Source organism: Novosphingobium mangrovisedimenti (genome assembly GCF_025153475.1).
In the GTDB taxonomy this organism is placed as follows: Bacteria; Pseudomonadota; Alphaproteobacteria; order Sphingomonadales; family Sphingomonadaceae; genus Novosphingobium; species Novosphingobium mangrovi_A.
In genome coordinates, this window is record NZ_JANZXA010000008.1 from 50,955 (window position 1) to 76,097 (window position 25,143).

Below are 25,143 nucleotides of genomic sequence, written 5' to 3' on the forward strand. Positions count from 1 at the left end.
GAAACGTGTCACCTTGTCTCGAAGTGTCACCTTGCACACCCGGTGTCACCTTGCGCCAGGAACCACCTCCGCGCACCGCCGTCCCCCATTTGCTTCGTCATTGCGAACCCGCGACGCGGGTAAAGCAATCCAGGGCAGCCTGAACCGCACTGGGTTGCCGCGCGGCCTTCGGCCACTCGCAATGACGACGAACTGCTGGCCATGCTCTACTCTCACCCCAACCGATGAAAATCCGCCACCCGGTCGAGCGCCAGCCCCAGCACCAGCTTGCCGCTGCGCACCGGCCAGCCCAGCGCCTTTTCCGCCGCGGGCAGCCCCTCCCCCGCGCAGGCGACGCGCCACAGGATGTCGGACAGGCCCGGCCCTGCCGCCGCAATAGCCCCATCGAAACGCGATCTGGCCGCAAGCTGGCGCTCGCCGGGCGTCAGGTCCGCCTCCGCCCCGCCGGCCACGCGTACCGGATCCCAGCGCATGGTCACGCGCGGCGCAAGCTGCGCGCGCTCCCAGTCGGACCGCAATTGCTCGCCCGCGGCCAGTTGCCGATCCGTGAGGTGGCCGCGCGCATGCAGCCAGCTCAGCGGCGATTCGGCCAGGTTGACCGTTACGCTGCGCCGGCCGCGCCGGGGGCCCGATCGCGCCGGTCCTTCGCTGGTCAGTTCGCGCTCGACGAGGTCTCGCTTCATCACTGTCTCCCTGTTGGATAGGACCCAACCTTGCCAAAACGGAAGATATGTAGGAAAGTAAAAACCAAATAGGTTATTAAAGGTCCGTCATGATCAACCGCATCCGCGACATCCGCCTGCAGAAAGGCCTGACGCTGGCCGACGTCGCCGCCGCCTGCGAGCCACCCACCACCGCACAGACCATCGGCCGGCTCGAAACCGGTATGCGCAATCTCTCACTCGTCTGGATGAACCGCATCGCGGCCGCGCTGAACGTCGAACCCGAACTGCTTCTGCGCAGCGAGGCGAGCGAGCCACCCCGCATTGTCGCGATGCTGGGCGAACAGGGCGCCGATGCCATACGTGCGCCGATCGAGGCGGTGCTGCCCAATGCCCTCTCCGCCGATGCTCCGTGGCTGGTGCTGGCGGTAGAGACCGCTTGCGGCGAGTACCGCGCCGGCGACCAGGTCTGGCTGCGCCAGCATCCGCCCGAAGAGGCCGGCAAGCTGATGAACCGCGACGTTCTGGCCCCCCGTCCCGGCGGCCGCTTCGCTTTCGGGCGCCTGATCGACCGCGACGGGGAACGCGTGGCCCTGCTGCCCCCGTCCAGCGGGCAACGACAGGTGATCGTGGAACATCCCGCATGGCTGGCCGTTGCCGAAATGCTTGTCAGAAAACTCTGAGGCACTACGAACGGCTTCACCCATGCGGATCCTTTCGATCTCAACGCTTTTCCCGAATCCGGTGAAGCCTTCGTTCGGCGTTTTCGTCGGCAACCAGATGCGCGCGGTCATGGCCCGCGGCGATGTCGACCTGACGATGGTGAGCCCCATCGGCATGCCGCCCTGGCCGCTCTCCACCCGCCCGCCCTATGCCCGGCTGCGGGACATTCCCGAAACCAGCGATGCCGTGGGAATCGAGGTCCATTACCCCCGCTTCACGCTGTTTCCCAAGATCGGCGGCGATTCCAATCCCGGTCGCATTGCCAGCGCCGTGCTACCACTGGTGCGCGAACTGCATGCGCGGAAGCCCTTCGACCTGGTCGATGCGGAATTCTTCTTTCCCGATGGCCCCGCCGCGGCGATCATTGCCCGCAAGCTCGACCTGCCGCTGACGATCAAGTCGCGCGGCGCGGACATCCATTTCTGGGGCCAGCGCCCGCGCGCCCTCGCGCAGATGAAGCAGGCGGCGCAGCAGGCGGCCGGCCTGCTCGCGGTGAGCCAGGCCATGCGCGACGACATGATCGCGCTGGGCATGCCCGCCGAACGCATCGGCGTGCACTACACCGGGCTCGACCGCGAGAAGTTCCACCCGGTCGAGCGCGGCGCCGCGCGCGCGCTCGTCTCGGCCATGCCCAACCTTGGCATCTGGTCCGAAGGGCCGCTGCTGGTCACGCCCGGCGCGCTGATTCCCCGCAAGGGGCAGAGGCTGGTGATAGAGGCCCTGACCCGGCTGCCCGAAGCGCGGCTGGCACTGGCGGGCACCGGCGAGGACGAAGGCCACCTAAGGGCCCTTGCAAAGCAGCTCGGCGTGGCCGAGCGCGTCCATTTCCTCGGCCTCGTCAACCATGACGTGCTGCCCCACGTCCTGTGCGCCGCCGACGTGCTGGTGCTGCCTTCGGCCAGCGAGGGCCTCGCCAACGTCTGGGTTGAGGGACTGGCCTGCGGAACGCCGATCGTCATCCCCGACATCGGCGGCGCGCGCGAGATCGTGAAGGACGAGACCGCGGGGCGGCTCGTCGAACGCACGCCCGAGAGCATTGCCGGGGCCGTCGCGGCCATCCTGGCCGCTCCGCCCAGCCAAGCGGAGGTGGCCGAGAACGTCAGCCGCTTCAGCTGGGGCGTGAATGCCCAGAACATCGTGCGCTTCTGGAAGGACGTGCTCGACGGCACGCCGATCGCGGAAGACGCGCATCTGGCGGGGGCCTGGTAGCGGGCATCAGCTGCTGAGGTTTCCTGCCTGAAAGCGGACTGACCGGGTACGCCGAGCAATGGTCCCGTTAGAATATTGCCGTCATCCCCGCGCAGGCTGGTATTAAGCTGGTGTTGCACTTCGTTTGTGAACTTAGCGACTCGCTATCGGCATTTCATGCCCTCGCGCCATGGGCGGCTGGAACGATCTGTTCGAACCTATCGTTTAGCGGCCAGCGATCCCAGCCTTCGCTGGGATGACGGGGACAGGGGAATTGCTGGTCCTACCGGCCTTCCGACCCTTGCACCTAGGCTAGCGGCTCGAGGTATTCGGGCCTCGGCAGGATCTCGCGCCACAGGCTCGTCTCACTCATCGCCGGGCCCTGCACGAAGCGAATGTCGCCGGGGCGGTGCGCACGGAAGTTGACGAAGGAGAGCCCCTCGGGCCCCGGCGTGAAGCTGTAGAGTGTATCCGCCGCAATCGCGAGCGCAGTGCCCGGGCCGACCAGCTTGCCGCCCAGCCGCATCGCGCCATCGAGCACGACGATGATCTCGTCCTCGCTGTGCGAGTGAACGCCGCGCGCGGCCTCTTCTGGCGTGGGCGGCGCGGTGCCGGAGAAATGGTTCTCGTGCAGCCAGACTTCGCAGCTCGGGCAGTCCGAGTCGGCATGGATCGCGCCGCCGGTGTCGCTCTGCTCACTCATGCGTTCGCAGGCCGGGACGCGCGCCCTGGGCAGGAGATGGACATGGCCGCCCTCGCCCCGCCCGGCACGGGTACCGGCGAAGACGAGCACCGTCGCGCCTTCGAAGCCAGCCTGGAAAATCGCGCGCGCGCCGCGCTCGACGATCATGCTCGAACCTGCCGGCAACGAGCAGCCGCCAGCGCCGATGCCGCCCGCCAGGACATAAAGCACCGTATCGCTTCCGTGCGGCCCGGCCTCGCAGCGCTCGCCCGGCGCCATTTCGATACGGTGGAGTTCCAGCGGAAAGCGATCCGCCGTGACGGCGGCGAAGACCTTGCCCTGCCCGCGCAGTCCGCCGGGCATGGCAACCTCCGGAGCCTTGTCGGGCTCCACCACCAGAACTTTCGCCATCACGCCTCTCCTCGCCCCCCTGCCCTTGTTCGCAGGTGTTGTTCGCAGGTGTTGTCCGCAGGCGAGGAGCGGCAGCCCGGTTCAGGGCCTTGCGCTGCGTTCCCTCGCCAGACGCTCCTGACGCTCGACCGCCGATTCGGTGGGGACGAAGCTGCTGCCGCTCACGCCCAGCCAGATCAGGATCGGGGCCGCCATGTAGATCGAGCTATATGTACCCACGAAGATGCCCAGCACGATCGCCGCGGTCAATCCGAACAGGCTTTCCGGCCCGAAGAACAGCAGCGGGATCAGCGCGACCAGCAGCGTCGCCGAAGTCATCACCGTGCGCGCCAGCGTCTCGTTCACCGACATGTCGAGCAGTTCGGGCAGCGGCATCTTGCGGAACTTCTTCAGATCCTCGCGGATACGGTCGTAGACGACGATCGTGTCGTTGAGCGAGTAGCCGATGATCGCCAGGATCGCGGCGATGATCTGCAGGCTGAATTCGAGCTGGAGCAGCGCGAACATGCCCAGCGTCAGCGAAACGTCGTGGAACAGCGCGAAGAGCGCACCCACGCCAAACTGCCATTCGAAGCGGACCCAGATGTAGATCGAGATCGCCAGCATGGCGGCTCCCAGCGCGTAGATCGCGGTCTGGCGGAATTCGCCCGAGACCTTGCCCGAAACGGTGCTGACGCTTTCGATGCGCACATCGGGATTGCTGGCGCGAATGGCCGCGATGACCTGCTTGCTGATCGCCTCGGCCGCGCCGGCATTGCCTTCGGCGCTGGCCGGCAGCTTGGTGCGGATCGAGACTTCATTGGGCGCGCCGAAGCGCTGGATCACCGGATCGCCGTAGCCCAGCTTGCCGACTTCCTTGCGCAGATCGGCGACGGGCGCCTCGGCCTGCTTGGTGAAGGTCGCCTCGATTTCCTGGCCGCCGGCGAAGTCTACGCCGTAGTTGAGCCCCTTGGTCATGATCAGGCCCCAGCTCGCGGCGATCAGGATCATGCTGACCACGTAGAACGGCACCCGCCAGCGCAGGAACTTGATGTTGGTGTTGTCGGGGACGAGCTTGAGAAGACGCATTGGGCAGGTCCCTTAGACGTTCAGTTCGGTCGGCCGCGCCTTGCGCAGCCAGCTGGCGACCCACATGCGGGTCAGCATCACGCCGGTGAAGACCGAGGTGAACAGGCCGATGATGAGAACCACCGCGAAGCCGCGCACCGGGCCCGAGCCGAAGGCGAAGAGCAGCACGCCGGCGATGAAGTTGGTGATGTTCGCATCGTAGATGGCGCGGCTGGCTTCCTTGTAGCCGTTCTCCACTGCGGCGATCACGCGCCGCCCCTTCTTTCGCTCTTCGCGCATGCGCTCGTAGATCAGCACGTTGGCGTCCACCGCCGCGCCGATGGTCAGCACGAAACCGGCGATGCCCGGCAGCGTCAGGGTCGTGCCCATGACCGCCATGATGCCCAGGATCATCAGCAGGTTGAAGACCAGCGCGATCGTCGCATAGATGCCGAAGCGGCCGTAGACCGCGATCATCAGCAGCACGACCAGCCCCGAGCCGATGCCCATGGCGATCAGGCCCTTCTTGATCGAATCGGCGCCGAGGTCAGGCCCGACGGTACGTTCCTCGACCACGGTGAGATCGACCGGCAGCGCGCCCGAACGCAGCGCGATCGCAAGCTGCGTCGCCGACTGCACGGAGAAGCTGCCCGAGATCTGGGCGCTGCCGCCCATGATCGGCTCGTTGATGCTGGGCGCCGAGAGCACCTTGCCGTCAAGGATGATGGCGAAGCGCTTGTTGACGTTCTCGCTGGTCAGCTTGGCGAACTTGGCCCCGCCCGTCTGGTCGAAGGTAATTGAAACGACCGGCGTGTTGTTGCGGCTGTCGAACGACTGCCGGGCATCGGTGAGCTGATCGCCCTTGATGCCGCCCAGGCGCTTGACCGCCAGCACCGGCACGCCGCCGGAACCGGGCGCATTGGGATCGGACCAGGGAACGATCTCGTCGCCCGGAGGCACGATGCCCTGCGCCACGTCGGTCGGCGTCGCGGTCTCGTCGACAAGCTTGAATTCGAGCTTGGCGGTCTGACCCAGCAGGTTCTTGAGCGCCTGCGGATCATCGAGGCCGGGAACCTGCACGACAATGCGGTTCTCGCCCTGACGGATGATCGTCGGCTCGCGCGTTCCCAGCGCGTCGATACGCTTGCGCACGACCTCGATGGCCGAATCCATCGCGTTCGACACCGCCTGCTGGAGGCCCTCGCGCGTCGGCGTCAGCACGAAACGGCTACCGTCCTCGACGCGGATGTCCCAGTCGCGCTGGCCGGTCAGGCCCGCGCCGGTGGTCAGCGGCAGGATCTCGTCACGCGCGGCGTCGACCTGCGCTGGGTCCTTGAGCATGAAGCTCAGACGGCCGTTGGCGCTGGAAATGTCGCCGATGCGGATGCGCGGATCGGCCAGCCTGAGGCGGGCGCGAACCGATTCTTCCATGTTCTCGAGCCGCTGCTGCGCAACCTGCTTCTCGTTCGCCTCGAGCAGGATGTGGCTGCCACCGGCAAGGTCGAGACCGAGGCTGACCTGTGGGTTCGGAAGAGCCTGCGGCCAGCGGAGCCCCGAGACGGAGAACAGGGAAGGCAGCGCGGCCACGGAGATGACCAGCGTCAGCCCCCAGAACCAGAGCTTCTTCCAGGTAGGAAATTCGAGCATTGCCTTTGGCTTCTCTCCAATCGGGCGCCCCATGCGGGAATGCCCCGGATACTGCTGGGCCCAGCGGCAGTTCAGTCGTTCGCGGGCTTCGAGCCGGCGGGCGGGATCACATCGACGATCGTCGACTTGAGCGCCTTGACCTGAACGCCCTTCGCAAGCTCGACCTCGGCGTAGTTTTCGTCAACCTTGAGCACCTTGCCAACGAAACCGCCCCCGGTCAGCACTTCATCGCCCTTCTTGAGCGCGCCGAGCTTCGCCTTGTGCTCCTTCTGCTGCTTCATCTGCGGACGCAGGATGAGGAACCAGAAGATCAGCGCCATGGCCACGAACGGCATGTACTGAATCCAGGCCGGCGGCGCGCCTGCGGGAGCGGCGGCGGCGAGCTGGTTGAGAATCGAGGTTTGCATTGAGTTGAGGGGCCTTCTCGTAATCGACCGGTTACCGGCTTGCCTGGCGAATCGGGCGCGGCATCCGATTTGCCGCACACCTCGCCGGGAAATCCGTGAACCCGACTTCTCCGGAAGCGGGCGGTTAGCAACAAAGCGCGGCACTGGCAACGCGCGCGCCGCCGACGCTTTGCGCCCCGCCCCGGACGCCGTCACACATAAGGGCGCACACCATGCGTTCAAGCATCCCGGCAAAACTCTTTATCGGAGCGCTTGCACAACGCCGGAGAGGTGCCTATAGGCCGCGCTCCGGTCGGGACGTAGCGCAGCCTGGTAGCGCATCACACTGGGGGTGTGGGGGTCGGAGGTTCGAATCCTCTCGTCCCGACCAATTTCACGAACGTTTTTCAAAACGCACAAAGGGCAGCCTCCGCTGCCCTTTTTCATTCGCCCACAGCACGCAAGCAGACCGCAAGTCGCGGCCACGCGATGTCATGCGGGCATGGCACTCTCCCCTACCGTCACGTTCAACGCCAGTGTATCACGCAAGTCGTCCGCACGGGGGATCATATGGGTTATCTTGCCAAGATCATTGCAATTTCTGCTTTCTTCGCACTTCCCGCCATGGCCTCGGGGAAGGATAACATACCCGCGAATGTAACGGTCGCGACGAACAGGACCGTCGAGAAGATCGACTGGTCGTTCCCGACAGACACTCCGGTGGAATTCTCGCGCGTCAAGCGATGCGTGGCGACCAACCTCCACAATGACGAAGTTCAGCTGCGCGATAGTGCCGGCTCCTGGGTGGGACCTGCCACCGGCAATTACTATCAGCGGGACAACCGGGCCACGGTTCAGGGAGGCGGTATCTTCAAGGTGGTCGATGACCAGAGCCAATATCTTGTGGCACAGGGTCAAACCGACAAGACCATGGGCCTTTCAGGCTGGATCATGCGCTTCGACCTTGAAGCGGCAGTGGAACAAAGCCAAGTTGTTCTGGTCATGCGGAACGTGAAATTGGCCGCAGGCAATACCGGCTCGATGGGCAATGACGGTTTCCAGCCTCTTGGAACCTGGTTTCGCTTCAAGTCGAACTATGCGGCCCTCGAAACCGTGGCATCGGCGTTGAAGTCCTGCATTTCCGAGTAAACGCCCTCAGCTGACGGCAGACGCGGAACCATTTTCCTACACGAACCGATATGGTTATCTATCTGCGAGTCCCCGACCGCAAGTGGAAGACTCGCCCATGCCGCTTTTCGAATCGCTCCTTGGCCCCGTCACCCGCATCATCGACAAGGTCATTCCCGATCCCGACGCGCGGGACCGGGCCAAGCTGGAACTGCTCAAGCTGGAAAACACGCAGGAGTTGAAGACGCTAGAGGCCAGCCTTTCGGCGATCATCGCCGAGGCAGGTTCGGCCGATCCCTGGACCAGCCGCGCCCGGCCGAGTTTTCTCTACGTCATGTACGCGATGATCCTCTGGGCCCTGCCGATGGGCGTGATCGGCGCCTTCAGTCCCGATGCCGCGCGCGCCATCGCCGCGGGGATGAGTGCCTATCTCGACGGCATCCCCCAGCCGCTCTACGCGCTCTTCGGCACCGGCTATCTGGGGTATTCGGCGATGCGCCAGTGGGGCAAGGTTAAGGGATCCGACCGCTAGCATCGCGAAGGCGCGCCTACGCTAAGGAAACGCTAAGGCTTTTGCCCTAGCTAACCCCCTGAATTTCATCGCTCAGTCATATACAATCAGGCTAAGAGGGTTCGCCGGTGTTTGGTAAAGTTTCACGCGTCTTCCTTCTTGCGGGCGCGACCTTGGCGCTGGCGGCCTGCGGCCCCTCCCGGGACGAGGAAAACGCCAGCCAGCTTGCCAAAGCCAGGGCCGCCGAACAGGCCGCCGCAGAAAAAGCCGCGCAAGAAGCCGCCGCCCGCCGTGCAAGGGAAGCCAACGACGCGGCGCTGGCGAGTTTCTATGGCGGCGGCAGCGAAGACGACGGCTACGCCGCGGACGACAACCGGCCGGCCGACAACGCCGACAGGCCGGCGGACGACAGGCCGGGATCGGGGCCACCTCCCCCGATCGTCGAAGGCGTGCCCGCTGCATACTGATGGCAGCGCTTGCGCCGGCCCGCACGGCCGTTAAAGGTCGGGCCACACTTTCAAGCGGGCGCCGGGGGATTTTGGCGAACTATGGCAAGCAAGCTGATCTACGTCCTCAATGGACCGAACCTCAATCGGCTGGGCAAGCGCGAACCGGAAATCTACGGATCGCAGACGCTCGACGACATCGCCGCCCTGCTCGTCGAGCGCGGCGAGACGCTGGGCTGCGAGATCGAGATGCGGCAGTCCAACCACGAGGGACACCTCGTCGACTGGCTGCACGAGGCCGAAGAGGAAGGCGCGCATGCGGTCCTGCTCAATGCCGGTGCCTATACGCACACCTCAGTCGCCCTGCTCGACGCGATCCGCTCGATCACGGCGCCGGTCATCGAGGTGCACTTGTCCAACCCGCACACGCGCGAGCCGTTCCGGCACACGAGTTGGGTCGGACAGGCCGCGAAAGGCACGATCGCGGGTTTCGGCGCGCAGAGCTATCTGCTGGCACTGGAGGCTGCGGCGGGGCTTTGAGCCGTTCCGCCGCAGGCGATCAGCCCTATTCCAACGGTACGCCCGGCACGCTCTTCGACGTGCGGATCGTCAGCGAGGTCTTCACGCTGTCGACGTTCGGCGCGGGCGTCAGCTTGCTGGTCAGGAATTCCTGGAAGCTCTGCAGGTCACGGCTGACGATCTTCAGGATGAAGTCGATCTCGCCGTTCAGCATGTGGCATTCGCGCACCTCGGGCAGCGTCTTCATGTGGTCTTCGAAAGCGCGCAGCGATTCCTCGGCCTGGCTCTTCAGGCTGACGAGCGCGAAGACGGTAATCGTGAAGCCCAGCTTCGACGCATCGAGATCGGCATGATAGCCCTGGATGATGCCCGCTTCCTCGAGACTGCGCACGCGGCGCAGGCACGGCGGTGCCGTCAGCCCCACGCGCTGGGCCAGTTCCACGTTGGTGATACGACCCTCGGCCTGCAGTTCGGCAAGCAGGCGCCGGTCGATTTCATCAAGATTGATCATACAAAATTCCCCGACGGGCCCATTCGACGCCTCAACTCGATGCAATATCCACATCGAAAACGCCTGAGCCCTGTAATATTATTGTTCCATAACGTAATCGTCCCGCTTTGCAACGCCCGCAAAGTGAACACTTCCGATCATCCACCGCTTTGCTAGGAGAGGAACTTCCCCGGTCTGCTACACTGGGTAGAATGGGGGGTTCCCTTGACCCCGCGCGGGTCGCGCCTGGAGTATAGATGCATTTCGACGATCGCCTGGACACGGTACTGCGGCTGCCCGATTCCGGCGATGGGATCGCGCGCATCCAGTACCGGCAGCTGATCGACATCCTCGGGCGGCTGCCAGGCAACGCCGCGTCGGAAACCCTGGACGCCGGATTTGCCCGGCTGGATGCGCTCTCCGCCCGCATTCCGGCGACCGAACGGGCCGGCTTCCTGCGCCAGCCGCTTCAGCCAATGACGAACCCGCGCCTGCTGGCGCATCTGGCACAGGCCGAAACCGACGTCGCCAGCGCGGCGATCGGCACCGCCAGGCTGACCGATGCCGAATGGCTTGCGCTGGTGCCCGAACTGCCCGTGCGCGCGCGCGGCATCCTGCGCCATCGCCGCGACCTTTCCGCCGCCGTCGAAGCCCTGCTCGAACGTCTGGGCATACACGATCGCGGCCTGCCGCCCATCGATGCGGAGACGTGTGCCGCTCCGGCAGAGGCCGCGGAGCCGGAAGCGCCGGCGCCCAAAGTCTCCGAAGCCGAGGACGACGACTACATTTCCGGGGACGTGCTGGAGCTGCTCGACCTCGCCGACGATCCGCCGCCACCCACCTCGCTCAGCGAATGGGCACAGGCCCGGGCCGCCAGGGAAAAGGCCGCTCCGCCCTCTCCCCCGCAGGTCGTATCCAGCGAAGCGGGGATCGGCGCCATCGTCCGCAGGATCGAGGAGTTCCGCAAGGCGCGCGAGATGAAGGGCGCGCCCGAGCCGGGAACCGACGCGCCCCGGCTGCCGCTGGGCGATACCGTGCCCTTCGCCGCGCAGCGCGCCGCCGCGATCGACTTCGCGACGGATCCCGAAGGCCGCATCCGGTGGGCCGACGGCCCCCACGCGCCCGCCGTCTACGGCCTCAACCTCGCCGCGAACGATGATGACAGCGACCCGGCGCCCGGCGCGGCGATGCGCCGCCGCCTGCCGCTGCGCGCGGCACGCCTGTGCGTCAGCGGCGCCCCGGCGGTCAGCGGCGAATGGCAGGTCGACGCCGTCCCCCGCTTCGATCCGGTCGGTGGACACTTCACCGGCTATTGCGGCCGGATGCGCCGCCCGGCCGCCCCGCCCGAAACCGACGCGGCCGCCGCCACGCGCGGCGAGGCGGACCGCATGCGCGAAATTCTCCACGAACTGCGCACCCCGGCCAATGCCATCCAGGTCGCCGCCGAGATCGTGCAGCAGCAACTCTACGGCCCGGCCCCGCACGAATATCGCGCCCTCGCCGCCGCGATCGCCAGCGATTGCGCGCATATCCTCGCGGGCTTCGAGGAACTCGATCGGCTGGTGAAGCTGGAAACGGGCGTGCTGACGCTCGAAGCCGGCGAATGCGATCTGGCGCAAATCCTGGCCCAGACCGTCGTCCGCCTGCGGTCGTGGACCGATCCCCGCTCCAGCGGCTTCGCCGTCGATCCGGCCGCCACCGCGCCTTCGCTGCCCGTGCATCTCGACAAGGCAGAGGCCGAGCGGCTGATCTGGCGCCTCTTCGCTGCGCTCGCCGGGGCCACCGCACCCGACGAATCGCTTTCGCTGAGCTGGGCTCAGGAAGACGCGCGCGTAGTGGTGCATGTCGCCCTGCCCGCGGCATTGGCCACGCACGAGGACGATGCCCGCCCCGGTTTTGCGCCGGGCGAGCGCGGCCAGTCGCTTTCGGCCGGCATGTTCGGGATCGATTTCACCTTGCGGCTCGCGGCCGCGGAAGCAGCCGCAGCCGGAGGCGGCATGAAGCGGGACGACGGCATGCTGTACCTGTGGCTGCCCGGCTTGACCCCAGAACAGGCAGAAAATAGCAACCTTTGAAGGTTATAGGCACGGGTGCTCGACCGTGCCATCCTGCCCGGCAAGCATTTCGGATGCGATGGAAGCGAAGGGGAGTGTTAGCTGTGTCTGGGCCCAGTCTCCTGGAACCGCCGGGCAAGGAAGCCCGTGCCGCTTTCCGCGAGGGTTTTGGCCAGCGCTTCATCGTCACGGTCGACACCGAGGAGGAGTTCGACTGGGATGCCCCGCTCGACCGGGAAAAGCACAGCCTCGTTACCGTGCCGGCCCTGCGCCAGTTCCAGCAGTTCTGCGAGGACTTCGGCGTCATTCCCACGTATCTGATCGACTATCCCGTCGCCTGCTCGCCGGAAGCGCCCGCAGCCATCGGCGATGCCGTGGCCAATGGCCGGGCCGATGTGGGCGTACAGCTCCACCCCTGGGTCAGTCCTCCGTTCGAGGAGGAGGTCACCGAATTCAACAGCTATGCCGGCAACCTGCCCTTCGAGCTGGAGCGCGCCAAGTTCCACACGCTGCGTGACCGGATCGAGCAGGCTTTCGGCACCGCGCCGCGCATCTACCGCGCGGGGCGGTACGGGCTGGGACCGCGCACGGGGGAAATCCTGCGCGAATGCGGCATCGCCATCGACACCTCGGTCCGCGCCCGCTTCGACTACAGCGGCGCGGGCGGCCCCAATTACCGCGATCATCCGCTCCATCCCTACTGGGCCGACGCCGGGCGCAGCCTGCTCGAACTGCCGCTGACCACCGTCTACTGGGGCCCGCTGCGGCAGATGGGCAATGTCATCTACCCGCACTTGTGGCGCGCGCCCTCGATGCGCGGCGTGCTCGCGCGTGCCGGCCTGCTCGAACGCATCGCGCTCACGCCCGAGGGTATTACCGCCGAGGAAGCCCTGCGCGGCGTGGACATCGCCATAGACGAAGGCCTGCCCGTACTCGTGTTCTCGTTCCACAGCCCCTCGCTGGCGCCGGGCCATACGCCCTACGTGCGCGGCGAAGCCGATCTGGAGGCACTCTATGCGTGGTGGCGCACGCTCTTCGCCCATCTGGAACGGCGCGGCGTGAAACCCACAAGTGTTAGCGACATCTTGTCGTCAGTGGAGCTTGCCTCATCGCACGAGCCAAGCTAACGCGCACCGGCCCGGTCGGCACGTGTACCGCCGGGCGCACGGCGGTTGGGGCCTGTAGCTCAGCGGTTAGAGCTGGCCGCTCATAACGGCTAGGTCGCGGGTTCGAATCCTGCCGGGCCCACCACTGCCGTGGAAATACACGCCCGAAGGGTCGGGGAGTGGCGCAGTCCGGTAGCGCGCCTGCTTTGGGAGCAGGATGTCGCAGGTTCGAATCCTGTCTCCCCGACCAATTTCTCAAGCACTTAGCACCTTCCTTCCTAAGCCGGTTTACAACCGGTTTACACAATCTCACTTTGTTCCACGGCTGATCCGCTCGGCCATGGCCACCACCACTCGGGCCTGGTCGACGTATTTGAGCCGAATGATGGCCACATCCTTGGTATTCCAACCGAGGATGTCCGCGATCTCCTGATCGGTCAGCCCGGCTATCATGCAACGCGTGGCGAACGTCCCCCTTAGGTCATGCAGATTGACTTTCACGCCGCTTTCCTTCTTGGCGTCATGGAAGCGGCTACTGAAACCCATGGGTGTCCATGCTCGCCACATGCTGTTGCTCAGAATCGTTTCAGGCAGTGGCTTGCGCTTGCCCTCTGGCCTTGTCGCCATCTCCAATGCATGCCGAGCCTTGATCCCGTCGAGCACGACTCGCGTCTCGGGCAACAAGGGGATCACGATGCGCGCGCGGCCGCGGCTTTTTCCGGTCTGCCAGATGATGGCATGCTCACCCACCGCGCACCACGGGACGCTGACCAAATCACCACGCCGAAGGCCAGTGCAGGCCGCCAGCTCGACGCCTTCACGAACTTCGTCGCACGCATGCAATTTGAATGCTGCAAAGTCAGCTTCGGTCCAAACGATGTCAGCGCGATTGCTCTCGTAAAGCTGATCAATCCCTGCCGCATGATTCTTGGCGAGACGTCCTCGGTCGACACCCCACGACAGGAGACGCGATAACACTTGCATCGCCATGTCAGCACTGCGCGGTCGATCTGCATAGCCATCGCGCCATGTGAGGATGTCGTTCCTAACTCGCCGATCATCGAACGCAGCCAGCGGCGCTCTTCCGAACTTGCCATCGATCTGATCAAGCCAAGGGCTCCATCCACGCTGGGTTGTTTGAGCGAGCCTCTTCCATTCGGGACTCGAACGATAGCCCACGATCAGAGAACTGACGGTCCCGTCTGCGATGCCACCCTCACCCTTCGATCGCGCAGAAGCAATCGCGTCAATGATTTCTCCCGTCAGACTGGGACGGACGCCCCCAACTTGCTTGTGCACACAAGGTCCGCCGCGCCAAGCATAGACATACCAGCGAACCGGCCTTCCCATCCGCAGTTTCTTGACGATGTGCGGCCCCTGCACCATCGCTAGCGCCCCACACTCTTCCATTCGTCATACGCGTTCTTGGACTCAGTGCTGCGCACAGCTTCCCGAGAAAGAATTCGGATCGACCGGTCAGGCGTCAATTCCAATCCGCCAATCTCATGACCAAGGTCCGCGTATAGCTTGAGGTACGCTTTGACGCGAGCAGGTGAGGCATAGCCGGGACGACGAGGATCTTCTGAGTTGTCCATTCAACTACTCCCCGATTTTGGGCGTGTTTCCTGCGCGCTAGTATCTGCATTCGCTTCCAGGTTCCGGGGCCAAAGCTGACTAGGCGCAAGGCCCGCTGCTTCGGCAAGAGCCAAGCGAATACGACGAGAATTAGACCTGCCATGGGCAACGAGCGAGACTGCGGCACGCGTTACGCCAACCGTCCTACCGACCTCCGCGAAGCTTGATCCCCGCATCTGTAGAAGATCCTTCAGAAGCCTCGCAGTATTGATCCTGTTTGCCATTGCTCCAACTTTCGGTAAGTTGACGACATGATCACAACGTAACCTAAATTTGATCAAATGGGAAGATATCTTCACAATGTCGATCGGAGCGCGCATCAAGGCTGTGCGAGAGAGCAGCGGGTTGGGACAGGAAGCCTTCGCAACCCGCCTCGGCTTCACACGTCGCTCGCTGCACTCTTGGGAAAAGGATCTTGCATCCCCTCCCGTCCAGGTCCTGGCAAAAATTCGCACGGAATTTGACGTGGACCCCGAATGGGTCCTCATGGGGAGTGACCTAAAGCCAGTACGCCACTACTCCACAATTGATTGGGGATTTTACGATGAAACGATTCGAGACCTTATTAGCATCTGTGGTGAGGTCCGCCTGGTACTCAACAAAGAACAACTAGAACGCTTAGGTAGAATCGAATTTGCGAACGGCTCGGACCTGAAAGGCAAAGACCGGGCTAGAGTCCGTGAGTACCTCCGCACCTTTGCCTTAGAGAGGTGAGCTTTATGGAACCTGACGACCACACGAAGTTCGCAATGGACCTGCGTCGACAAACAGTCATTTCACCTGACTGGCCGAAAGCTCGATTTTATGCGGGATTTGCATTAACGCTAGCCATCCTAGCACTGACTTTAGAAATTTACGATGTTGGACCAGAATACTTAACATTAATCACATTTTCTGCCGCCTCACTTTTCGGAATCTACTCCGTCGCGCTACTCCAGTGCAAAAGACTTTTTGCAACCAAAAAGCCAAAGCCAGGATTGGATAAATAAATATCCTAGCGGCAACTCGAAATGGTGACGGACGACGACCCTTCCAAGATGCTCAGTCGCCGATTTCGCGTTCCCAGGTGCGGACGTTCCGGTTGTCCTGTCGGAGCGCGTACGCCGGGCCGGTAGCGGAATGGCAGGTTTAGAGTCGGGCTGCAAAGATAGCTGCCGTTCACGCGCCCGTTGCAGACGATAATAGGATCGCTTTAGGGAGCAGTGTGCAATTCAAAAGCGGAGATGAAATGACAGTTGCTAAGGTTGCGGGCGAGGATCGCTATCTTGCACCGGGGACCAAGGTCCGTCGTGACGCTTATTACAACGACGATGACCACCTCACGTCAGAGTTTGGCGTTGTCGTTCATTGCTGGCTCGACGATGCGATCGGCATGTTTGACTGTTACATCGCTTTTTTCGGCCCACACTTTCCGAGCGGTGCTCCGAAAGAGAAGCCTTCCATATTTCGATACGCGGCTGTCAGCCTGGTAGAAATCATCGACTGAATTGCCGCAGCAAAACAGCCGCTTCCCTCTCATCCCAGTTCTCGACGAACCTGGCCGCCGAGGGAAAGCGGTCGGTCGGCTCCCTGGCACGTCAATTCAGCCATCAAGCGACCGACAAGGGCGCGTGGCAGCCGCCTGATCGGAGCCTTTGCGGATGTCGAGGTCCCAACGTAGGCTCATTGACCAAGCTAATTGAAAGAACCCCGGAATGCGATTGCCCATTCGGAATTACCTGGCGACCCCACTTACGATTTTTATCGAGCCAATCTGTGATCAATACGAGGTCCCTCCGGGCGGGGAAGCGGCGGTAATTCTCGATGATGGGCATCCTCATTCAATTGATGTGCATCCCGACAACTGGGTCTCGGTCTGGAACGAGGGCGATAATTTGGCTCAAGTCGAAATTTTTGACCGGCACCAGTTCGGCACGCCATGTCGACCAATTTCGTAATTTTCCGGCATGGCCGGTTTCGGGAGCGTGCCTTCGAACGCTGAGCGACCAACTTGGGCGCCTGGCAGCCACTCCCGCCGCCGGTGCATAGAGGCCATTCTGCGCCCGCCCCTTGCCGGCCGCTCAGCCGCTGATTTTCATCTCCCAGGTCCGGACGTTCCGTTGTGCCAAGTTTGCTGCCTCCAAACCGGACGCCGATATCGCCATTCTCGCTAGCCCGCAGTCAAGTTACATCCGCACAGCAAGCTGCTACGTCTTAAGCCATTGTGGGCCTCTTCGTTGCGCCAAGCCGCAGTTCCTCGGCGACGGGCCGATCTTCTCGGACTTCGCTCCTACGGATCGTGCGGTTAGCTCTGGTTCATCCGGAGATTGGGCATTTGGAGATCTACAGGGGCATGCGCTGGATCATTTGTAGTTTATTGGGAATCTGCAGCCTTCAAGGCAGCGACGCGATTGCCGGCACAGATCACACGCCCGGTCAGGGTTTTGAGGTGCTCAGCTATGATTTGGCCCTTACCCCCGACATCGAGAACGCCAGCGTTGCCGGACACGAGGTGATCCGGCTTCGGACAACGGAAGACGGCGTGCGCCGGTTCGTGTTCACCGGGAACGCTCTCGACATCACCCAGGCAACACTGGATGGCGCCCCCCTGGCGCCCGGGATCGAAAGCGGCAGCTTGATCTTTCGCCTTCCCAAGGCACTGCGCCGAGGGCTGACCGCAACCCTTGACCTGACCTACCAAGGGCATCCGGCCCGCGGCTTGGTACGCTCCGAGACGGGCCTCTACACGAGCTATTTCGCCTGTGACTGGATGATCTGCCTCCAAGACCAGTTCGGGGATAAGGCTCGTTTCGCGCTAGCCCTTCGCGTACCCAAGGGCATGAAAACCCTCTCGGTCGGACGCCTGGTTTCAATACAGTCCGGGCCAGATGGAAGCGAGGTTCATATCTGGCGCTCGCCCCGGCCCTATTCGGCCTATCTTTATGGGTTCGCCGTCGGCAGGTTCAATCGTATCGATACGCAGGCGGGGGTTTCGCGCCTGACCTATCTCAGCGATAGCGTAGACGCCTCGATATTGGCGCGGCGGTTCGCGCCGACGCCCGACCAGGTGCACTTCCTTTCGCGGAAATTGGACCTATCGCTTCCCGTACCCACATACAGCCAATTGCTGGTCGAAGGCAGCGAGGCGCAGGAAGCTGCCACGTTCTCGGTGCTCGGCATCGACGTGCTTCCCGCCGATCCTGGTGCGCCCGCAGACGATTGGGCCATCGTTCATGAGTTGACCCATCAATGGTTTGGCAACCTCATCACCTGTGCGACCCTTCAGGACTTCTGGCTCAACGAAGGCCTCACCGTTTTCATGACAGCCGCCTGGAAGGAGCATCGATACGGCCGAGATGCCTACGAAGCCGAGATAGCAGTTGCGCGGACACGATGGGAAAAAGCCAGCGCCAAAGGCCTTGATCGACCGCTTGCCTGGGGCGGTCGGTATCCGTCTCTCGGCGCACGTCGGGCGATCCAGTACAGCAAGGGAGCGGTGTTCATGGATCACCTTCGCTCCTTGCTCGGAGAGCGGGCCTTCTGGAAAGGCCTGCGTGACTATACCCGCAAGAACGCTGGCGGAACCGTCACCAGCATTGATCTGGAAAATGCCATGGAGGCCGCCAGTGGCCGGGATCTTCACGCAACGTTTAAGGAATGGGTTTTTAGCGAACCCGATTCAAAACTGAGTGCTGCGCAGTAGCCGCGCAACCGTTGCTTTCTGCGTAAGCAGTCGACCCATTTCGGCCGCTTAAACGCCAATCTACCAGCCCCAAGTCCGGCCGGTCCGCTTTCCCATGCCCAAACGCCCAAATTAGCCGCCATTGGCCTTGCGGCGTTTGCCCGCGCCATGTTCTATGCAAATCTGACAAGATGCCTACCGCAAGGCTCCTGCTCCAGAATGATAGGCTTGCCAAGAAAACGCTGCGCCAGTTCGACGGCCGTAATGAGGTGGCCTGTCGGCTTCACCGTGGTGAATGCGCCGCTGCTAGCCAGCGCGAAGGGCAGAACCAGCTGGTCGGCAAGGTACGGACCCGCGAAGGCCTGTGACGCGACGTAGCCTTTCAGACGGCTCGCCGCTGTCTTGGCGAGCCGTTCAGCCGGCACGCCCAGCTGGCCGAAGCCACTGGCGATCTCGGTCACATGCGCCTTGCGCGCCTCGATCATGAGGATGACACCAGGGCCCTGATCGGCTGGAAGCTCGCGCACCACGAAGGCGTCCTCGGGCCACTCGGGCAGCTCCTTGCGCAGCCGCGCGATCATGCGCTCGGCGATCTCGAACGGCAGGCCGGTGAACAACACCTGCGCCGATCCGCCGGCTAATTCTCCGCTGTCAATGCATTCCAGAGGGGCAAGCGGGGCCGGGGTGATATCCACCTCGATCCGTCCGCCACCGCGGGGGTAGAAGCCGTGGCGGACGAGGCGCGCCTCCACCTTTGGGCCCATGCGGTTGATGACCGGCAGGAACGTGCGTTCGATGAAGTCGAACGGCGGGGCCAGCATGTTGTGCGTGCCGCCTTCCAACACCAGTCGTGAAGGGCGGTCGGCCAGCGCGAGCGGCATCAGCACCGTCTGCAGGACAAGCCCGGTGCTGCCCGCCGTGCCCACGGCGAAGCGGTACTCTCCGGGCTGCACGGCGCCGGGGCGGAACTCCAGCGTGGCCGAACCCACGGCAGCGCCGCTAACCTCGGCCCCGCCGATCCGCGTCGCCGCCTCTACGGCAGTAACGTGCTGGCGCATGAGCCCAGGCTTCGAGCGCCCGCCGCGCACATTGGTGATGCGGAAGGGCCTGCCGGTGACGAGCGAGAGCGCGCACGAATTGCGCACCACCTGCCCGCCGCCTTCACCTTCCGAACCGTCAATCTCGATCATGGTATTCTTCCAAATTCAAAATGCAGGTTTGTGCGTGGCCCTTCGACAAGCTCAGGGTGAGCGGGGTTGGAGCAGAAGTCCAATAACGCCCGGAATGAGCCTGTCGAAGCCCCTGCCGCATTGACGTCAAAAGGGATCACCCCTTCACACAGACCACCTGCTTCAAGGTATGGACGATCTCGACGAGGTCGGCCTGGGCCGCCATCACCGCCTCGATCGGCTTGTAGGCGCGAGGTGTTTCGTCGATGACGCCTTCGTCCTTCCGGCATTCGACGCCCGCCGTATCGGCCACGTGCTCGTCCAGCGTGACAAGCTTCTTGGCCTGGGTGCGGCTCATCACGCGTCCTGCGCCGTGCGAGCAGCTGTCGAAGCTTTCCGGGTTGCCGAGCCCGCGCACGATGAACGATTTTGCGCCCATCGAGCCCGGGATGATGCCCATCACCCCCTTCGCCGCACGAACCGCGCCCTTGCGGGTCACGAGCACGTTCTCGCCAAAGTGGTTCTCTCTCGTGACGTAATTGTGGTGGCAGTTCACCGCCTCCAGCTCCGCATCGAACGGTTTGGCGATCTGGCCGCGCAGGGCGGCGATCACGTTCGCCATCATCATCCGTCGGTTGAGCGCGGCGAAGTCCTGCGCCCAGCCCACCGCCTCCACGTAATCGTCGAAATGGTCGGTCCCTTCCGGGAAGTAGGCGAGGTCTTCATCAGGCAGGTTTATGTGCCACTTGCGCATATCCTGCTTGGCCAGCTCGATGAAAAACGTGCCAATGGCATTGCCCACCCCGCGTGAGCCGGAATGCAGCATCACCCACACCCGCGCCTCGTCGTCGAGGCACAGCTCGATGAAGTGGTTGCCGGTGCCCAGCGTGCCCAGATGCGTGAGGTTGTTGGTGTTCTTCAGCCGCGGGTGCTTGTCGCACAAACGCTCAAAGCGCACCGCAAGGGTGGCCCAGGCCTCGACGATCCCAGCAGGCGGAGCGCCCCACGAACCGTGGTCGCGCTTGCCGCGCCCAACAGAGCGCCCATGCGGCACCGCCTGCTCGATTGCTGACCGGATGCCTTCTAGGCTGTCGGGCAGGTCATGCGCCATCAACGAGGTGCGCGCGGCCATCATGCCGCAGCCGATGTCCACGCCCACGGCGGCCGGAATCACGGCACCCTTGGTCGGAATCACCGAGCCCACGGTCGCGCCGATGCCGACATGGACATCGGGCATCGCCGCGACGTGGCGGAACACGAAGGGCATCTTCGCCGCGCGGGCGAGCTGGTCGTGCGCCTTGTCATCCACGGGCACTCCGCGGGTCCACATCTTCACTGGCATGCCGCCCTCGACCTGCCGCAATTCGAAACTGGTGTCGGTCATGGCCGTACTCCTGAAATGTTCTTGCGGCGAAATGGAGGCGGCCGGCCCATTCCGGCCGCCCCGCTTTCGCCTGCTGAGCCGGGCTGTTCGACTGACCCGGCGGAAATAGAATTGCAGGGGGCGTGCCAAACCGACGGCGTCTGGCGAAAATTTCTCGGAATCGGCGGAAAACCGGCAATCTCCGGCTGTACCCCTTCAGGACGCCGAGATCGAAAGACTCACAATTTGTATATCAATGTATAAGCGATTATCATATGAGATCATGAAACCGCTTACCGTCATCGGCTTTCTCGGCTCCACGCTCGACGCTGCCAAGTTCGGCCCCTCGCGCTGGATGAAATGGCGCCCTACCGTGGCGCTGACGATGCACGAGGATCTGCGCGTCGACCGCTTCGTGCTGATCCACGGCACCGCGCACCGCCGCCTCGCCGAATACGTCAGCCAGGACATCGCCGATGTCTCCCCGGAAACCACGGTCGAGCGCCATGTCATAGACTTCTCCGACGCTTGGGATTTCGAGGAAGTCTATGGCAAACTGCTGGATTTCACGCGCACCCTGCCGCTCGATCCGGAAGCGGAGGACGTGCTGGTCCACATCACCACCGGCACCCACGTCGCGCAGATCTGCCTGTTTCTGCTGACAGAGGCGCATTACCTGCCCGGCCGCCTGCTCCAGACGCAGCCGACCCGCCGGGCCGACGGCACCGCGCCCGGCAGCTGGAGCGTCATCGACCTCGACCTGTCGCGCTACGATTCCATCGCCACCCGCTTCGCTGCCGACCGGCGGGAGGGCACCTCGTTCCTGAAGTCCGGAATAGAGACGCGCAATCCCGCGTTCAACGCCATGATCGACGAGATCGAGCAGGTCGCCTCGCGCACCCGCGCGCCGATCCTGCTGATGGGACCCACCGGCGCAGGCAAGAGCCAGCTCGCCCGTCGCATCCACGATCTCAAGAAGGTGAAGCGGCAGGTCGGCGGGCCGTTCGTCGAGGTCAACTGCGCCACCCTGCGCGGTGATGGCGCGATGTCGGCGCTGTTCGGGCATCGCAAGGGCGCCTTCACCGGCGCGGCCGCCGACCGTCCGGGACTGCTGCGCAGCGCCGATGGCGGCATGCTGTTCCTCGACGAGATCGGCGAGCTCGGGCTCGACGAGCAGGCGATGATCCTGCGCGCGATCGAGGACCGGCGCTTCCTGCCGATGGGCGCGGACGCCGAAGTGGTCAGCGACTTCCAGCTGATCGCCGGCACCAACCGTGACCTTGGCCGCTGCGTCGCCGAAGGCACCTTTCGCGAAGACCTCTACGCCCGCCTCAACTTGTGGACGTTCGCGCTTCCCGGCCTCGCCGCACGGCGCGAGGACATCGCCCCCAACCTCGACTACGAACTCGACCGCCATGCCGAGCGCGAGGGGATGCGCGTCTCCTTCAACAAGGAGGCGCGCGCCCGCTTCCTCGACTTCGCCACATCGCCGCGCGCGAGCTGGAACGGCAATTTCCGCGATCTCGCCGCCAGCGTCACCCGCATGGCGACGTTCGCGCCCAAGGGGCGCATCGACGTTGCCACGGTGGACGGTGAAGTGGCCCGCCTACAGCGCCTCTGGTCCGGCGCCGGCGAGCGTAGCGACGGCCTCGAGGCAATCCTGAGCGCCCGTCAACTGGCTGAGATCGACCCCTTTGACCGCGTCCAGCTCGCCTACGTCGCACGGGTCTGCCGTGAGAGCCCCTCCCTATCGGAAGCCGGCCGCCGCCTCTTCGCCGCCTCCCGCGAACGCCGCGCCAGCACCAACGACGCCGACCGCCTGCGCAAGTACCTCACCCGCTTCGGGCTGGAGTTCACAGCGCTCCGGTGACGACCCTTTGTGGCCGTTCAGGCGCCAATTTTCAGTCCCCAGGTGCGGACCGTCCGCAATTTCGGCAGCTCGCGACCAGATGTGGCCGATCGCATCTACGCCAGGAAATGGCCGGTCCATGACGGAAGCGGTCTGACGAAAACCGCTTGGTGCTGAATAGTGGATTGATCGAGTTGCCCTCACGAGCCGATCTCTCGGCCAGTGGGACCTGTATGCCACCCATTCTAACGACGCAAAATGACAGCGACTGATGCAATTGGAGGTTACAAATCCTCTTCAGTGCCTATTGACACTACGGTGAACCTATGGCATCCAACGCGCTCACGGCCTTTCCGAAGGAGCGAACATGAACAACCGAAACAGCAGCGACCGAGAATTTTCGGGTCGCTTCCAGATACGAATAAATCCAAATCTGCACAAAAGATTATTTGATTTATCAAATGGAATGAACTGCTCAATAAATGACATTATTGAAATATCATCAAATTATTCATTAAATAATGAAGATTTCATTAATTATTTAGATGATTATTTGCATGGCGCAGTCATGATTATAAACAATGGCATGCCAACGGCCCATTTGGTTAGGAGAAATGTCATTTCTTTTTCACATGTCGATCGAAATAAAATATTGATCACTTTCAAAGTGAAGCGTGGCAGCGTCTGGCAGCAAGCGGAAGTCCTTGCCGATCTGGAGCAGAATCCGACTATCCTCAGGCGCTTCAAAGAATGGTCGATCCCCAATTAGGCGGGTTCGTTCGGCGCTCGGCAAACGACCCTTCGTGGCCATTCAGCCACCAATTTTCAAAGCGCAGGTCCGAACGTTCTGCTTTTCCATTGTAAACGTCCGCATCGCTCTGCCTGCGGCGTAACCTTGTCTCGACGAAGACCGCTTGCTCAAATAAGCCCATAGCGGCGAAGGCGTTGGTGAAACTACGATTGGACCGGTTTTGGAAACTGTGAGTGAAAACGCCACACAAGAAACCTCTGTCGCCGTGAGCGGTGGGAACGATGGAGATATCGGGCAGGCCGGATTGCTTTGTCCAAACTGTCTCTCCGATGTGGGGCTGCACCGGATGGCCGGGGAGATGAAGGCGGAAACTGGCGATTGCCCCAGGTGCGCTTCTAGTGACGTCCCGGTTCTGACGAGAGAAGACCTACTCTTCCTGGTCAAGATGTTCTTCGTGCATGGCAGCCTTGAACGGGCCGACTTCGGCGGCGCGCCGGTTATCCAGTTCAACGACAGCCAGCCCGGATCGCTCGGACTCGCAGGGGCGCTTGGGCGTGACGTTGACCTCTTGCAATCAACGCTCGGGATCGGCCTTTTTCACTATGGTCCTAACTTGTGGATGCTCGGCTACATCGAGCCGCTCCAAGAGCTTTGCGACGAGGGAACGCGCGATTCCGCCATCGCGCGCATCCTCGATGCGTATCCAGTCGTCCAACTTGAGCCCGGCACCCCTTTCTATCGCGTGCGCAAGGCGCCGCATACGCCATCAGACCCGGCAGAATACGACGCACCGCCCAAGGAGTTCGCAGGAAAAGGTAGGCTAGACTCAACGGACTGCGCGATCCTCTACGGCTCGCAGGACTTGGAGGTCTGCGTACATGAGTGCCGCTTTGCCGCCGAAGACGAACTCTACGTCGCTACCCTGACTCCGCTCCGCAAACTCAAGCTGCTTGATCTCAGTGCGCTCATCGATGAGCAATGCTCGGAATTCGAAAGTGTGGACCTTGCCGTTCACATGCTTTTTCTCGCAGGCGCTCATTCCTATCCAGTCAGTCGAGCCTTGGCCGACGCGGCGCGCCGACGCGGTTTCGATGGGCTCTGCTATCCGTCGTTTTTCAGTCTGCTGCGCACCGGGAGTATTCCGTTCGAGACGGCCTTCGGCATTTCGCTGCGCAAGTTCGCGCAAATGCGCGAGTATGAACTCTCAAAGATGGTTCCGAATATCGCGCTGTTCGGGCAACCAATTGCCGCCGGTGATGTCCAAGCCGTCGGAATCAATCGGTTGCGGATAAACCAAGTGCGATATCATTTCAGCTTTGGTCCTGCCGACTACAATAACGAAGTCCCCTAAAGCTGCGTCGACCGACCCTTCATTGCCGCTCAGGCGCTAAATTTCGCTCCCCAAGACCGGAACAACCGCTTTGTCCCGCCTGACGTGACCCCGATTTTGCCTCTAGCGGGGATTAAAGTCGGGCGACTCTTGCTCAGCTACCCAACCGTGACGTCCTAGAGGGCAGCATTTTCGCTAGCTGCATTAACGAAGTCGCCCCCCATCCCGCAGTATCATCCCCGCCCCGCAACAGTCGCCAGGCTCTCACGCTTGCGACCGCCCACAGCGGCGCTAAAACGGTCGCATGACACCAACAGCGACGTCCATACCTTCCACCGGGGCAAGCTTTAACCTCCACGAAATACTACGCCGATGGAATCCGGCC

23 protein-coding genes and 3 tRNA genes are annotated in these 25,143 nt (G+C 63.0%); 17 read left to right on the forward strand and 9 right to left on the reverse strand.

Annotation, left to right across the window (positions count from 1 at the left end):
- Window positions 1-212: 212 nt before the first annotated feature.
- Window positions 213-683 (reverse strand): DUF6456 domain-containing protein, encoded by a 471-nt coding sequence (locus tag NZK81_RS12625; RefSeq protein ID WP_260046448.1) that lies wholly within the window; start codon window positions 681-683, stop codon window positions 213-215.
- A gap of 89 nt (window positions 684-772) precedes the next feature.
- On the opposite strand from NZK81_RS12625, the gene NZK81_RS12630 reads away from it, so the two are divergent.
- Both NZK81_RS12630 and NZK81_RS12635 read left to right on the forward strand, forming a co-directional pair.
- Window positions 773-1,345: a helix-turn-helix domain-containing protein gene (locus tag NZK81_RS12630; protein ID WP_260046449.1), complete on the forward strand. Its 573-nt coding sequence runs from the start codon at window positions 773-775 to the stop codon at window positions 1,343-1,345.
- Between the two features lie 22 nt (window positions 1,346-1,367).
- Entirely contained in the window at window positions 1,368-2,594 is a 1,227-nt protein-coding gene (locus NZK81_RS12635; protein WP_260046450.1) for a glycosyltransferase, read from the forward strand.
- Between the two features lie 286 nt (window positions 2,595-2,880).
- On the opposite strand, the gene NZK81_RS12640 is transcribed toward NZK81_RS12635, so the two are convergent.
- From NZK81_RS12640 to yajC, 4 genes are all read right to left on the reverse strand, one after another.
- Window positions 2,881-3,666: a hypothetical protein gene (locus NZK81_RS12640; RefSeq protein WP_260046451.1), complete on the reverse strand. Its 786-nt coding sequence runs from the start codon at window positions 3,664-3,666 to the stop codon at window positions 2,881-2,883.
- Between the two features lie 81 nt (window positions 3,667-3,747).
- Window positions 3,748-4,734: a protein translocase subunit SecF gene (gene secF / locus NZK81_RS12645; RefSeq protein WP_260046452.1), complete on the reverse strand. Its 987-nt coding sequence runs from the start codon at window positions 4,732-4,734 to the stop codon at window positions 3,748-3,750.
- A 12-nt stretch (window positions 4,735-4,746) separates the two neighbouring features.
- Window positions 4,747-6,360: a protein translocase subunit SecD gene (gene secD / locus NZK81_RS12650; RefSeq protein ID WP_260046453.1), complete on the reverse strand. Its 1,614-nt coding sequence runs from the start codon at window positions 6,358-6,360 to the stop codon at window positions 4,747-4,749.
- A gap of 71 nt (window positions 6,361-6,431) precedes the next feature.
- Entirely contained in the window at window positions 6,432-6,767 is a 336-nt protein-coding gene (gene yajC / locus NZK81_RS12655; protein ID WP_260046454.1) for a preprotein translocase subunit YajC, read from the reverse strand.
- Between the two features lie 293 nt (window positions 6,768-7,060).
- On the opposite strand from yajC, the gene NZK81_RS12660 reads away from it, so the two are divergent.
- From NZK81_RS12660 to aroQ, 5 genes are all read left to right on the forward strand, one after another.
- Window positions 7,061-7,137 (forward strand) — tRNA-Pro (locus tag NZK81_RS12660).
- 179 nt (window positions 7,138-7,316) lie between these two features.
- Window positions 7,317-7,895 carry a hypothetical protein gene (locus NZK81_RS12665; RefSeq protein ID WP_260046455.1) on the forward strand — a complete coding sequence of 193 codons (579 nt, stop codon included), beginning with the start codon at window positions 7,317-7,319 and terminating at the stop codon, window positions 7,893-7,895.
- A gap of 97 nt (window positions 7,896-7,992) precedes the next feature.
- Entirely contained in the window at window positions 7,993-8,406 is a 414-nt protein-coding gene (locus NZK81_RS12670; protein WP_260046456.1) for a holin family protein, read from the forward strand.
- A 107-nt stretch (window positions 8,407-8,513) separates the two neighbouring features.
- Complete coding sequence (locus tag NZK81_RS12675) at window positions 8,514-8,852, forward strand: hypothetical protein (RefSeq protein ID WP_260046457.1); 339 nt, start codon at window positions 8,514-8,516, stop codon at window positions 8,850-8,852.
- A gap of 81 nt (window positions 8,853-8,933) precedes the next feature.
- Entirely contained in the window at window positions 8,934-9,371 is a 438-nt protein-coding gene (aroQ, locus tag NZK81_RS12680) for a type II 3-dehydroquinate dehydratase (protein ID WP_260046458.1), read from the forward strand.
- Window positions 9,372-9,396: 25 nt separating this feature from the next.
- Here the strand turns inward: aroQ and NZK81_RS12685 are convergent, their stop codons facing one another.
- Window positions 9,397-9,861, reverse strand: coding sequence for an Lrp/AsnC family transcriptional regulator (locus NZK81_RS12685; RefSeq protein ID WP_260046459.1), 465 nt, complete (start codon window positions 9,859-9,861; stop codon window positions 9,397-9,399).
- 236 nt (window positions 9,862-10,097) lie between these two features.
- Between NZK81_RS12685 and NZK81_RS12690 the strand changes: the two genes are divergently transcribed.
- The 4 genes from NZK81_RS12690 to NZK81_RS12705 all read left to right on the forward strand — a co-directional run bounded on the left by NZK81_RS12690 (window position 10,098) and on the right by NZK81_RS12705 (window position 13,250).
- Window positions 10,098-11,915, forward strand: coding sequence for a histidine kinase (locus tag NZK81_RS12690; protein WP_260046460.1), 1,818 nt, complete (start codon window positions 10,098-10,100; stop codon window positions 11,913-11,915).
- An 83-nt stretch (window positions 11,916-11,998) separates the two neighbouring features.
- On the forward strand, window positions 11,999-13,021 hold the full coding sequence (locus tag NZK81_RS12695) for a polysaccharide deacetylase family protein (protein WP_260046461.1): 1,023 nt from the start codon (window positions 11,999-12,001) through the stop codon (window positions 13,019-13,021).
- Between the two features lie 48 nt (window positions 13,022-13,069).
- Window positions 13,070-13,145: transfer RNA gene (locus NZK81_RS12700), tRNA-Ile, on the forward strand.
- Window positions 13,146-13,173: 28 nt separating this feature from the next.
- Window positions 13,174-13,250, forward strand: a tRNA-Pro gene (locus NZK81_RS12705).
- Window positions 13,251-13,309: 59 nt separating this feature from the next.
- On the opposite strand, the gene NZK81_RS12710 is transcribed toward NZK81_RS12705, so the two are convergent.
- Window positions 13,310-14,386, reverse strand: coding sequence for a tyrosine-type recombinase/integrase (locus NZK81_RS12710; RefSeq protein WP_260046462.1), 1,077 nt, complete (start codon window positions 14,384-14,386; stop codon window positions 13,310-13,312).
- Between the two features lie 549 nt (window positions 14,387-14,935).
- On the opposite strand from NZK81_RS12710, the gene NZK81_RS12715 reads away from it, so the two are divergent.
- The 3 genes from NZK81_RS12715 to NZK81_RS12725 all read left to right on the forward strand — a co-directional run bounded on the left by NZK81_RS12715 (window position 14,936) and on the right by NZK81_RS12725 (window position 18,317).
- Window positions 14,936-15,349 carry a helix-turn-helix domain-containing protein gene (locus NZK81_RS12715; RefSeq protein WP_260046463.1) on the forward strand — a complete coding sequence of 138 codons (414 nt, stop codon included), beginning with the start codon at window positions 14,936-14,938 and terminating at the stop codon, window positions 15,347-15,349.
- 514 nt (window positions 15,350-15,863) lie between these two features.
- Complete coding sequence (locus NZK81_RS12720) at window positions 15,864-16,121, forward strand: hypothetical protein (RefSeq protein ID WP_260046464.1); 258 nt, start codon at window positions 15,864-15,866, stop codon at window positions 16,119-16,121.
- An 846-nt stretch (window positions 16,122-16,967) separates the two neighbouring features.
- Window positions 16,968-18,317: a M1 family metallopeptidase gene (locus NZK81_RS12725; RefSeq protein WP_260046465.1), complete on the forward strand. Its 1,350-nt coding sequence runs from the start codon at window positions 16,968-16,970 to the stop codon at window positions 18,315-18,317.
- A gap of 152 nt (window positions 18,318-18,469) precedes the next feature.
- On the opposite strand, the gene rtcA is transcribed toward NZK81_RS12725, so the two are convergent.
- Both rtcA and NZK81_RS12735 read right to left on the reverse strand, forming a co-directional pair.
- A complete protein-coding gene (gene rtcA, locus NZK81_RS12730; protein ID WP_260046466.1) occupies window positions 18,470-19,486 on the reverse strand; it encodes an RNA 3'-terminal phosphate cyclase in 1,017 nt (338 codons plus the stop codon).
- 136 nt (window positions 19,487-19,622) lie between these two features.
- A complete protein-coding gene (locus NZK81_RS12735) occupies window positions 19,623-20,849 on the reverse strand; it encodes an RtcB family protein (protein WP_260046467.1) in 1,227 nt (408 codons plus the stop codon).
- Window positions 20,850-21,111: 262 nt separating this feature from the next.
- On the opposite strand from NZK81_RS12735, the gene rtcR reads away from it, so the two are divergent.
- From rtcR to NZK81_RS12750, 3 genes are all read left to right on the forward strand, one after another.
- The gene (rtcR, locus tag NZK81_RS12740) at window positions 21,112-22,698 is read left to right on the forward strand and encodes an RNA repair transcriptional activator RtcR (protein ID WP_260046468.1); all 1,587 of its coding nucleotides are present in this window, start codon (window positions 21,112-21,114) and stop codon (window positions 22,696-22,698) included.
- 346 nt (window positions 22,699-23,044) lie between these two features.
- Window positions 23,045-23,446, forward strand: a complete 402-nt coding sequence (locus tag NZK81_RS12745) for a toxin-antitoxin system HicB family antitoxin (RefSeq protein WP_260046469.1) — start codon at window positions 23,045-23,047, stop codon at window positions 23,444-23,446.
- Window positions 23,447-23,657: 211 nt separating this feature from the next.
- Entirely contained in the window at window positions 23,658-24,779 is a 1,122-nt protein-coding gene (locus tag NZK81_RS12750; protein ID WP_260046470.1) for an RES family NAD+ phosphorylase, read from the forward strand.
- Window positions 24,780-25,143: the final 364 nt, after the last annotated feature.